8 protein-coding genes are annotated in these 11,986 nt (G+C 46.7%); 3 read left to right on the top strand and 5 right to left on the bottom strand.

Features of this window, described 5'->3' with window-relative positions; all coding sequences use genetic code 11:
* Positions 1 to 341 precede the first annotated feature (341 nt).
* On the bottom strand, positions 342 to 710 hold the full coding sequence (locus tag ACFQ0C_RS32380) for a hypothetical protein (RefSeq protein ID WP_379373090.1): 369 nt from the start codon (positions 708 to 710) through the stop codon (positions 342 to 344).
* 76 nt (positions 711 to 786) lie between these two features.
* Positions 787 to 1,368 (bottom strand): TetR/AcrR family transcriptional regulator, encoded by a 582-nt coding sequence (locus ACFQ0C_RS32375; protein WP_379373088.1) that lies wholly within the window; start codon positions 1,366 to 1,368, stop codon positions 787 to 789.
* Between the two features lie 99 nt (positions 1,369 to 1,467).
* Between ACFQ0C_RS32375 and ACFQ0C_RS32370 the strand changes: the two genes are divergently transcribed.
* Together ACFQ0C_RS32370 and ACFQ0C_RS32365 are read left to right on the top strand one after the other, a co-directional pair.
* On the top strand, positions 1,468 to 2,112 hold the full coding sequence (locus tag ACFQ0C_RS32370; protein ID WP_379373086.1) for an NADPH-dependent F420 reductase: 645 nt from the start codon (positions 1,468 to 1,470) through the stop codon (positions 2,110 to 2,112).
* A gap of 155 nt (positions 2,113 to 2,267) precedes the next feature.
* Positions 2,268 to 3,236: an MraY family glycosyltransferase gene (locus ACFQ0C_RS32365; RefSeq protein WP_258216982.1), complete on the top strand. Its 969-nt coding sequence runs from the start codon at positions 2,268 to 2,270 to the stop codon at positions 3,234 to 3,236.
* 1,223 nt (positions 3,237 to 4,459) lie between these two features.
* Here ACFQ0C_RS32365 and ACFQ0C_RS32360 read toward each other — a convergent pair.
* The 3 genes from ACFQ0C_RS32360 to ACFQ0C_RS32350 all read right to left on the bottom strand — a co-directional run bounded on the left by ACFQ0C_RS32360 (position 4,460) and on the right by ACFQ0C_RS32350 (position 7,272).
* Complete coding sequence (locus ACFQ0C_RS32360; protein ID WP_258216560.1) at positions 4,460 to 5,035, bottom strand: GerMN domain-containing protein; 576 nt, start codon at positions 5,033 to 5,035, stop codon at positions 4,460 to 4,462.
* Between the two features lie 23 nt (positions 5,036 to 5,058).
* Positions 5,059 to 6,435 (bottom strand): N-acetylmuramoyl-L-alanine amidase family protein, encoded by a 1,377-nt coding sequence (locus ACFQ0C_RS32355; RefSeq protein ID WP_379373083.1) that lies wholly within the window; start codon positions 6,433 to 6,435, stop codon positions 5,059 to 5,061.
* Between the two features lie 342 nt (positions 6,436 to 6,777).
* Complete coding sequence (locus ACFQ0C_RS32350) at positions 6,778 to 7,272, bottom strand: metal-dependent hydrolase (protein WP_379373092.1); 495 nt, start codon at positions 7,270 to 7,272, stop codon at positions 6,778 to 6,780.
* Between the two features lie 295 nt (positions 7,273 to 7,567).
* Here ACFQ0C_RS32350 and ACFQ0C_RS32345 point away from each other — a divergent pair, with 295 nt between their 5' ends.
* Entirely contained in the window at positions 7,568 to 11,986 is a 4,419-nt protein-coding gene (locus ACFQ0C_RS32345; protein WP_379373081.1) for a DEAD/DEAH box helicase, read from the top strand.

Here is an 11,986-nt window from a genome sequence, read left to right as displayed (position 1 = left end):
TTAACACCTAGATTGAGCTTTGCGAGAACACTATTGAGAAATAGGGTGTATGGATTAAAATTTGAGAGATATTGAAAGCGCTTAATTCGACAGCCTGAAAATGTCCGGTTATTTGCCCCGAAAATAGCGTTCCAAGCCCTATAGCTGGAATTTCTCATGCTAATTCTACGTATTTTGATTAAAATCACCAATATTATCTATATTAGCAGTAGTTTTTCCAGTTAAAATGATTTCCAACGAAATTTAGGCTGAATTAACGTGAGGATTTCCATCTAATCCTTCCTTTGGGCAACTGCCAGAGAATCCTAGTCTCCTCTAGAATGAAAGCAACTTTTATACATTTATGAAGGCTGTACGCATTCTCCGCCGTGTCCTGCTGCCCCATTTACAAAAGTTTCGCGAAAGCAAGCTATCAGAGAAAATTTTTCGCAAAAGCAAGCCATAAATGTAAAGTTGCACGATACAAAAAGCCATCGGAGAAAAGTTGCACGATACAAAAAGCCATCGGAGAAAAGTTGCACGATACAAAAAGCCATAGGTGTAAAGTTACACGAAACAGAAAGCCATCGGAGAAAAGTTGCACGATACAGCAAGCCATTGAAAATCGGGTGGCTTCGTTTGCCCACAATTTGTTGAAAAACGCATCGATCGGTATCAAAAGGCTGGCGGTAAAGGGCAAGGTTAATCCCTTGTGCCAGCTGATCTTTCATAAAGTCCTCTTTTGGAGAGTAAAAGGGCTCTCCGCTGGTAGCTATAGCTTTGGTTTAGCTTCTTCATTTTGTTTGGTTAGCGATATGACTTGATCAACGTGATTGCAGCATTAACAACATCTGCCGCAGGGCTATCCGCACCAAAAAATCGGGAAGACATACAAAACCCTTCCAAAAGTAGAAACAGCTGCAAAGCAAGGAGCTCTGGTGAATGTAGTCCAGCTTGTTTACATATGGATTCCAGACGCTTAACAACGGATTGTTTATGAGCTACAGCCGCTTTATTCACAATATGTTCGGGAAATGGGAACTCAACAGCAACGCCCTGATATAGGCAAAAAGTCGACATGGGAGAGGAGGAATGCCGCTCTGCAACCGCCTCAAAAATGGCGATGAGCTGGTTTTCCGGTTCAGTAACTTGATGAATTGTGCTCTCAAACCATTCCCAGTACAACTCGTCGGAACGCTCCAATATAGCGACAATCAGGAGATCCTTCGAAGGGAAATGCTTGTACATCGTCATTTTCGTAATTCCTGATTCAGCTGCAATCATATCTACGCCTACAGCATGGAATCCATTCTGAAAAAATAACTTGCTTGCAGTAACCAGCAGCTGCTCGCGGGCAACTGATTTCTTTCCATCTATTTTTTTCATCATAACCATCACCTCTTATTAGTTGACATTATACAGATCGGTATATATACTGTCAATATAAGTATACAGACCTGTATGTATACTAATAGGAGGGGAATATTAATGAAAATTGGAATTATTGGTTCCGGTAATGCAGCACAAACTTTGGGTAGTGCGCTTGTTAAACAGGGGCACGAAGTTAAATTAGGAACTAGAAGCCCTCAGAAGCTGGACGAATGGTTAAGACAAGTTAAGGATTGCAGGGCTACGGTTGGTTCTTTCGAGGAGGCTGCTGCACACGGGCATCTTGTTTTTAATGCCACTTCAGGAGCAGGGTCACTGGAGGCTTTAAATGTGGCAGGCAGTCATAATTTAAGTGGTAAAATATTGATCGACATTTCCCTTCCGCTGGATTTTTCCAATGGGACGCTGACTTTATTCGTAGCGAATACGGATTCTCTCGGCGAACAAATTCAACAGGCTTTTCCCGATGTAAAAGTAGTGAAGACTTTAAATACGGTCGCCGCCGCGCTAATGGTAAACCCACGCAGCCTTGCGGGTGGCCAGCATGATCTGTTCATAAGCGGGAATGATGCTGATGCGAGAAATGAAGTGATTGGGTATTTGAAGGAATGGTTTGGTTGGGATAGCATTATTGATTTGGGGGACATCTCTTCTGCACGCGGTACCGAAATGATATTAGCTCTTTTAGCCAGAGTGCATATGACCGTGGGGCATTCGCATTTCAACTTCAAAGTAGTCCGATAAGAATGGACTGTAGGGTAGGGGGGCCTCAGAGGATGAAACTCAGATTTTTACTGGGTAGTTTAAAAAATATTTGCAACAGGACATGAATCGACAGGAGAGGCTCTTCTTGTGTATAATTGAACTTGCGGCAACTTTTTCTAAAATTTGTATTGGGGATGGTAATCATAATCTACGCAGCTGCTTTTCTAATCTCTTTTTTGATCGTATACTTACTCATTCCTCCGCTTGGGAAATTGGCATTCCGTCTTGACTTTGTGGATAAGCCTAGACAAGATGTCGAAAGAAAGATACATAGGGAGCCTATCCCGCTTACTGCCAGTTATGCGATTTTTGCTGGATTTGCTGTCACTTATCTTTGCTTTTCAAAAGGATTTACGATGCAAACGGCCGCTATTTTGGCTGGATCACTACTGCTATTGATTATTGGAACCGTAGATGACTGGTACAAGACGCGGGGCAAGGATTTCCCGGCATTACCAAAGATGATCGTTCAGGTGTCCGCGGCTGTGCTTGTCTATGCTTCAGGTATTACATTTGACGGATTTTATAACCCGTTCAGCGGGGAGTTTATCGGATTACCGGATTGGCTGCAATTTATTTTGACTATTCTTTGGATTTTCGGTGTTACAACGGTTATTAACTTTTCAGATGGCATGGACGGACTCGCCGGCGGGCTTTCCGCGATATCTGCCGTAACCCTCTTTGTAGTTGCTTTAGTGAAGGGGCAGAACGATTCTGCTGTTATGGCTATCATATTAATCGGTGTTGCCGTTGCTTATTTACGGTACAATAAACCACCTGCCAAAGTATTTATGGGTGACGCGGGTGCAACCTTCCTGGGATTCATCCTGGCTGTAATTGCTCTGGACGGTGCTTTCAAGCAAGCTACAGTGCTCTCGCTTTTTATTCCCATTTTGGCGTTAGGGGTACCGATATTCGATAATATATTCGTTGTGTTCAAGCGTCTTCTGCAAGGCAAGCCAATTTATCAAGCAGATGCAAGCCAGGCTCATTACCGTCTGCTGCGGCTAGGTTTAAATCAGAAGCAGGTTGTCGTATTTTTGTGTTTGATCGGTGTGTGCTTCAGCTTGTCTTCGATTATTTTGCTGCTGCTGCAGGTATAAAAGGATACATAGAGCAATATTAGGCCATAGATTATTCGCGGACGAAGGTTCGTGTAGTCTGTGGCTTTTTGTATATTAACAAAAGGATTAGCGTGGGCAGGAACAATATGGAGGGGGAGAGGGGGGTGCCTTTCGGAAACCATTCGAAAGCAGCAAGTTTCATTGAAGGAGGGGCGTGGTGGTTACATTTAATGAGGTTTGGGAACAGCTCTATTGAGCATTTTGATATGAAGTGCGGATGTCATAGACATTTTGCGCAGCATAATATCCTTTGTCTGCAAGTCTGCTGTAAAGAAAGAATCGCATTGAATAAGCTTATACAAAGCGTCCTCGGCTGCCATACAAGCTAAACGTTCACATTGCAATAGATAGAGACACAGGCTGTAACAATCCGTTTCCTGCTTTCTCAATATCGATATACGCTCCATCATGTCCACAATCAGATCACCATCCTCGCTGCATACATCTTATTTTAAATGGTTTTGGACTATTGGATAGTACTATATTTATCTAGTACCTTGACATGCAAGGTTCCAGTTCGTGTTTTAAAATCTCCACCAAAACATGAAGCAGGCACCCTTTTTAAGTTTTTGGCAGATATGAATTATTGAGATCTTTACGATTTCAATCATCAGGCCCGTTATGTTCGGATAGCGGGGAGGGCAGGCGGCTGGTAGCTATATGCGCTAATGGTCCTTAACGGAACAGAAAATTCCGTTATTTACTCAGCCCCCGCCAATTTAAGACGATAGCGGAAGTCGAAATTCCGCTATCGTCTTAAATTGGCGGCCAATGAACACAAAACCGAGTGATTACGGAAGAAGCTGTTCCGTTATCTCTCGGTTTTGTATGCTTTCGATGCAATAGCGGAGCAATTACTTCCGCTATGCTTCAACTAAAGTGAAGATTAATCGTCTGTAAAATGAACAGCACTGGATTAGTTTACTTAAATAATCGTGCTAGGGGGTTGCAGGTTTTATTCATATCGTCGCAAGGCCGTTAAATTTTTAAGGAACATGACTTCAATAGCGGCCGTAATCCCACATCCCTCCTCACACACAAACGTATGATTTTACACAAAATATCTCCTCAAAGTGGGGTCTTGCTTCGAAATTGATTCAGATAATTTGCGGGGAGCCCCAAATATATAAATTCTTATAGACACAAAAAAAAGACCGTCAGAATTGAATCACGACGGTTTTTCTAAAACAAGCTTAGCTAGATTACTTTCCTCGCTTCATCGGATGAAGCAGCTCCATATGGCCCATTAGCGATTCGGCAGGTTTGCCGTCTACTAGAATATCGATGGAGTCCACTTCAGAAAATTGAAATAATGTTTTCTGAAGTGCCTCCAGCAGCATAGCCTCACCTGGAGCTCCAAGACGACCCTCCCCTGAAACCGTCAGATCCACTGTAAGCTGTTTATCTTTCAGCACAGCGGATTTAAAGCCTAACGCGTCAGCCAAAGGAATCAAGTTGCTGCCCGGAGGAGCCTTTTTCAAAGTCCATAGCGCAGCCGTGTACTTATCCTTATCTTCCTTGTAGTTGATGGATACTTCTTTTTCCACCAGCTTTGCTGCTTGTTCATCACCATAGTAGGCTTTAATAGTGAGACGAATCATGTCCTTCTCAGCAGTTGTCGGGTCAACGTTGGAAGGCGGAGTCGTCTGGCTGCCGGTTGCCGGAGGCTCGGAGGCTGGTGACTTTGTTCCATTGCTTGTCGGCTTTTGTCCGCATCCTGACAAGACAAGCGCGACTGCTCCAATAAGTAATAAACCGCGAATTGTATGCTTTTGCATCGATTCCACCACCTTTTTTCCGCTTACTGAATCTTGAGCTGTTCTTTAATTCCTGCTACGATCGCGAGCGCGACCCTATCCTGAAAGGCTTCGTCGAACATGAGGGCGGTATCACGTTCATTCGACAGATAACCTACCTCCAGCAGCACAGCAGGCATATTAGTTGCTTTAACCACCCGGAAAGGCTGTTGACGCACTCCTCGGTCTGGAAGACCAGTCGCCGCGGTTAAATGCTTATGCATGATTTGAGCAAATGAATCGCTATCGGATTTGTAATAGTACGTCTCTGTGCCTGTTGATGCTGAAGTGTAACTATTGCCGTGAATGGAAACAAACAGATCGGCGTTACGGCTGTTTGCGAACTCGGCGCGATCATCCAAAGGGACGAAGGTATCGTCATTTCGTGTTAGAAAAGGTTCAAGCAGTGCCTCTTTTTGCAGCAGCTTGTACACCTTGAGTCCCATAGAAAGATTAAATTCCTTTTCCGTGCTTCCGTTGACAGCTTTGGCTCCAGGATCCTGGTCACCATGGCCCGGATCGATGACAACTTTATATTTGGCTCCTTTTTGTAAAACACCGGCAAGCGCAGCTGTGTTGAGTACGGCTTCCCACTTAAGGTCCATGGGCTCCTTCATATCAAGCACGATGCGAACGGCACCGGGATTCACATTGTACAATGAGTAGCGGACATTGGCAACGTAAACATTATTGGAAACCGATTCTCCGCTTTTATTTGCCACATCTTTATAGAGTGACGGATCCAATACAGCGTTGGGAATATCGACAACGATCCGTCTAGGGTTTTGCAAAGTGAATTGGGTGGGTTTCAGTTCACCGGAGTCTGCTTTAATTAATAATTGGGAAGTAGTCATCTCAATGGTTTTAATGACGGGCAAAGGTTTATTGGTGGGAGCTGTGTCCGGATTAACCGGGGATGGCTTGTCTCCTGGGGAAACGCGCTTCTCCTGTAAATAGACCGCTCGCTGCACATCATTCCAATTTACTTCGACGCCCATGTTTTCAGCAATAAAACGGACTGGCAGCAAAGTATTTCCCTCGATCAGAAGAGGAGCTGAATCCAGTTTGCTGGTAACTCCGTTCACGGTTGCTGAGAGCTGATCAATTACCATTTCGATTTTCATAGAGTCTTTCATAATTATAACTTTATGAGCGGCTTGATTCCACTCCACCTTGGAGCCTAGCTCTTCAGCGATAATTCGTATGGGAACCATGGTCACATCCTTAATAATTCGAGGAGCGACCTCTGGCTTTAATTGTTTTCCGTTAAAAAATAAAGGCACCCCGTCTGCGGAGCTTTGAGGAGCGGCAAACGCCATGACGGGCAGCATAAGGGCTGTCAGCAGCAGAAATAATAGTGTAAATACAAACCGTAACTTCATTGTTCACCTCTGAAAAATTAATCGTAGATGCTGTAATATTATAAAAAGGGACGGGAAAATGTTTCGGCAGGCTCAACGCATACTCACTTCATGACCCTATTTAGATGGCATCACCTCCTTCAAGTTTTGCTTTGGCAAAAACCTCCTCGAGCTTATTCACAAGAGTTTTGCGCGGGCAGAACTAGCGCTTACTTTTGTACAGCATGCAAGATTAGACTCCTTTTAATGCAAAATGTTGCATTTTTCCAGCAGTCAATCCAGAAATTGAGTCGAAAGAAGCAGAATGATGAACCAGAATTGCAGCAATAATCAACCTGAGGTAACAAAATGTAAAGAAAGGATTCAAAATTCAATGGTAGAAAAAGGAATCCATAAGCTGACTCCAAGCAGCATCCATTGAAAACACGTCTCACCCGTTGATCCGGTATCTATAGCCAGAAATTTTGGGAGCAAACGAACTTTAAATCTCAATGGCCAGAACAGCTGTACTCCCTTCTCATTGAGCAGATCGATAAGAGGGTGTGATGCATAGGCCGTGATGAATACCCAGTGATATAAAGCGGGCAGCGGAGAGGAAATCAGCCATAAAATCATAATGAAGATTAAGGAATGTGTTACGGTTCTGTGACGTACTTTTAGAATCCGAAGGAGCGCTGACAAAGGGAATAATATTTTGGCCATGGTTGAACCCTGTTTGTCCACATCGGCTAATGGCCCAGCCAAACAACCCAGCAGTACAGCTCCGAATGCTTCCCAGGATAAAAAAGCCACATTTTGATGAAGAAGTACGCATTCTGCAGCCACAAGGCCTGCAACGCTATGTGTTTTTTGTAAAATAATAATCTCTCCTTAAAGTTTTGCAATATCATAAGCAGTTACCAAAGTATGGCATGCATATGGATATCAGTAAAGTTTTCGTAAGGAACTTACAAATACAGTAGGTACTTGCTAAATAGCTGTACAGGCATAACCGGTCCATGCGTGAATAGTTTGATTCAGAAAATGGGGCTCTTCGCAGCGCTTAAGTTTGTGTTCCATAATATGGTATACTGTGTTTTATATGCTGATCGGTTATTTTTACGGGCTGTATAGAGGCTGTGTAGTTACGGTTAAGCAAAGGAGATTTCTTATCATGAACGATACGACGGGTGCCTTTCATCCGCTGATTGCTAAATGGTTTGGTGATCGTTTCGGCCATCCTACAGATGTTCAAGTACGGTCATGGAAGGCGATACAGAGTGGAGTGCATACATTAATTGCTGCTCCTACCGGCTCAGGCAAAACATTGGCCTCTCTGCTGCCGTGTTTAAGCCGGATTTTGCAGGATAAAAAAGCGGAAGATGAGAAAGCCCCTACCCGTGGGGTTAAGCTCTTGTATATAACTCCATTGAAGGCGCTTAATAATGATATTCACCACCATGTGATCGAATATGCGGCTGAGCTTAAGCGATTGGCAGAGGAACAGGGCAGAGGATGGAGCGGGCTTACCATCGGTGTCAGGACCGGAGACACGTCGCAGAGCACTAGAGCGTCCATGCTGCGGAATCCGCCGGATGTGCTGGTGACGACCCCGGAGTCGCTCTATTTGCTGCTAACCTCGCCCAAAGGAAGAATGATGCTGAAGACGGTTCTTTTCTGTGTGGTGGATGAAATTCATGATTTGGCGGCGGACAGCAGAGGATTGCATTTATCGGTAACACTCGAAAGGCTGACCGATTGGATAGGCGCCACACCGCAGCGCATCGGAGTTTCGGCTACACAGAAACCGATTGAGCGGATAGCCAGGTTTCTGGGAGGCTGGGAAGCTGATGCAGAGCGGACTGTTGAGGTCATAGAAAGCCGGATGGAGAAGAAATTCAGCATTCGGGTAACCTTGCCTGAGCAAGCGCTAATCACAAAGGACAAGCAGGAAGCGATTTGGAAACCGCTGACCGAGCATATTATGAAGCTGATAGAGGACAGCAGATCAGCGTTAATCTTTGTGAACAACCGCAGGCTATGCGAGAGACTGACATTAAGGCTGAACGACCACGTCGGTTATGAGATGGCACGCTCGCATCACGGGAGTATTTCCCGGGAGCAGCGGCTTGAGGTGGAAGGAGCGCTCAAAGCAGGGGAGCTTCGCTGTCTTGTCGCCACCTCCTCGCTGGAGCTAGGAATCGACGTGGGGCATATCGATCTGGTGCTGCAGATCGATTCTCCCAAGAGCGCCGCAGCGGGTATTCAGCGGATTGGCCGGGCGGGCCACTCCGTGGGCGATGAAAGCCGCGGCGTAATAGTGGCACGCACCCGCGGGCAGCTGCCGGAATGCGCAGTCCTTGCGCGCAGTATTGAGGCGCGGGAAATCGAGGAGATTCAAGTGCCGCGTTATGCGCTGGATGTACTGTGCCAGCAGATCGTTGCGATGGTCGCTGCTGATGACCGCACCGTGCCGCAGCTGCAGCAAGCTCTGAATCGAAGTTACGGCTATCATGGATTTCCTCTGGAGCGTCTGGAAGCTGTGCTTCAAGTGCTCTCGGGATACTATCCTTTTGTCCGCCCGTTAATAGATTGGGATCGTTCAACCGGTCTTATTACTAGGCGAAGCTCCACGGCGATGACTGCGATTATGGGCGCAGGAACCATTCCTCAAGGGAGCGCATATCCTGTCCACCATGCCGATAGCCGCATTCATTTGGGTGAATTGGATGAAGAATACATCCATGAGAGCCAGGTTGGGGATGTATTTCAGCTGGGCACAAGCTCATGGAGAATACAATCCATCAGAAGCGACCGCGTTTATGTGGTGGAGGAGTCTGGGAATACGTTCAGCGAAATCCCGTTTTGGCGGGGAGAAGGGCAAGGGAGATCGGCTGCTTTCTCCGCTGAGATCGGAAGCTTCCTGGAGCATGTAGAGGAGCGGCTTGAAAAGGAACAGAAGTCGCGGACTATACAATGGTTGTTGGATTCGCATTTCATGGAGGCGCACGCTGCTGACGAGCTGCTGATGCTGATCCATTCACAGAAAGCTGTCTCTGAGCTGCCGACGCATCGTCGAATTGTTATTGAACAATTTCAAGATGACTTCAAGCAGCATCATCTCATTATTCACAGCTGGTTCGGAAGAGCATTTAACCGGACGTGGCAGCTCGCGATCCAGCTTCATGCCGAACGTTCCTTGCCTTACCGTATTTACGCTAATGCCAAGGATAATGGAATAGAATTTATTATTGCGGACGGGGGGAGTGGTGAAGCTTCGAGGCTGCTGCCGCTAATCCGAGAGGTGACCTCGGACCGGTTGGAAGACCTGCTTCGTCAAGCGGTTCCCTCCTCTCCGCAATTCGGCATAGCCTTTCGCCGTCTAGCCGAAACCTCATTGCTGCTGTCGCGCAGCTTCAGCCGTGTGCCGGCTTGGCAAAAAAGGCTTCGCAGCGAGGCGCTTCTTAGAGAATCGCTGCCATATGCGGAGCAGTTCCCTTTTATAGGTGAAGCTATCAGGCTGTGCTTGTACGAAGAGCTGGATGTGGAGGGTGTGCGAGCTGTATTGAAGCAGATCGAAACCGGAGCGCTGGAGGTAAGTGTAAAGCAGGCTGCCTTTCCATCTCCGTTTGCTGTTTTGTTTCTTGCTGATTATATCAACGCTCAAATATATGAATCAGATGCGGTTGGGCGGGATGTACAGACGCGTTTAATGGGAATCGACCGATCTTTGGCAGGGAAATGGTTTGGCGATCAGTCTGCTCAGGCTGGAGAGGAGGTCGCAGATGTTGTTCCTCAGGCAGATGAACAGTTCGGGGCTGAAGCTCAGTCGGCGGAGCCGGCAATTCACAATACTGAACAATTATTCAGTCTGTTAAAACGGCGCGGAGAACATACTGAGGCCGAGCTGTCTACAAAGGTTGCTGACAGCCAATTGGAAGAATTATTAAATGTACTGAAGCGTGAAAAACGGTTCTCCCCCATCTATATAGGAGACAGCTTATCGTCTTATTGGATTTGTGCTGACGAAGCAGATACATACGCGCTTTTGGGAGAAGCGCCGCTGGCTGACAGGTTCATCATTACTCGCTATGTGGATCGGCAGACTAGCTTCACCGGGGAACAACTAAAGCAAAGGTACGGTTTGCATTCACACAGGATCGAGGAGCTTCTGCAGCAGTGGGAAGCGGAAGGTCGGATTGAAGCTGCTTCGCCAACTAACACCGAGGCTGCCTCTCTATCTTATGAAAAGGACGTTCGCGTCTGGATTAATAGCAGAGCGGCCGCCCGTCATGCTCGTTCCCAGGCACTTGCCCTGAGGCAGGCTTCGGAGCCAGTCGATCCGGTCCGTTATTGCTCACGAATGATGGCGTTACAGCATGTTCTGCCTCACACGCGTCTTAGTGGTGAACAGGGACTCAGGGAAGTTATTGCGAAGCTGCAGGGTATCTTCCTCCCGTTGTCTCAATGGGAAACTTCCATTTTTCCACTTCGTTTGACGGATTACCGCAAGGAAATGTTAGACCGGCTGTGTGCAGGCGGGGAAGTGTTATGGATGGGGCGAAAAGAAGAGGACGAGAAAGAAGGCCGCATCGCTTTTTTCATGACAGAGAGCAAGGAGCTCTACGCACCGATTCTGGAGCAGGGGCAGCAAAAGCACAATGGGGAAGAGGTTGAGCCGCTAGTTGAGCTGTTAACAAGTAAAGGAGCCAGCTTCCTTTCGTCTCTAAGCCGTGAAACGGGAAGTATTCCATCGGACCTGACGGCAGACTTACTTGCCCTGTCCTGGAGAGGATTAGTATCCAATGATCAATTCGCGCCTCTTCGGTTGAACGGGGGGACGAAATCAGCCAAGCCCTCCAAGGGCAAAGGCTTCCAATCCGGTCTTGGCCGATGGTATGGTCTTCAATCACTGAAGGAACCCTATAATCCCCAAGAGTCTTTGTCAGCATGGATCAAGCATTTGCTAGGTGGGTACGGTCTGTTGACCAAGGAGCTTGCAGCGCTACATCTTCCATGGTCATGGGACGAGGTCTATGCTGCCTTGAAGCAGCTGGAAAACTGGGGGATGCTGACTAGGGGGCTCTGGGTCAAGGACGTGAAGACCATGCAGTTCTCGGCCAGGGATCAGGTGGAAAATCTTCGTACCCGTGAATGGGATACAGAACTGCACACGATTGTACTGCCTTCCACAGATCCTTCCAATCCTTTTGGACTCATTGTTAAATGGCCTGACGTAGAGGGAATTTCGTTTGCGAGGAAAAAAGGAAATGATATGGTCATTCAGGGTGGACGTTGGCAGCTATGGATTGAAAACGGCGGTAAGCGTATTTTTACTATGTATGATCGGCTGGAAGGTGTAGAAAGGAAAGACATAGCGCCTAATCAATCGACTCCTAGTAAGGATGAGCTATATGAGCTGCTGCGATCAGTCGCTGCCGCGTACTTGAAGGTTCCAAATACGCGAAAGCTCGTAATCGATAAGTGGAATGATATACCTATTCTGCAATCCGACGCTGCAGAGCTGCTGCGAAGGCTGGGAGCAGAAGCAGACCGCAATTCTCTGGTGATCTGGCCAAGCGCTTTAAGGTGA

The organism is Paenibacillus sp. GCM10027630, assembly GCF_042676305.1.
Taxonomy (GTDB): Bacteria; Bacillota; Bacilli; order Paenibacillales; family NBRC-103111; genus Paenibacillus_S.
Note: the sequence above shows the minus strand (reverse complement) of the source record. Positions and strands in the feature narration are given on the sequence as shown.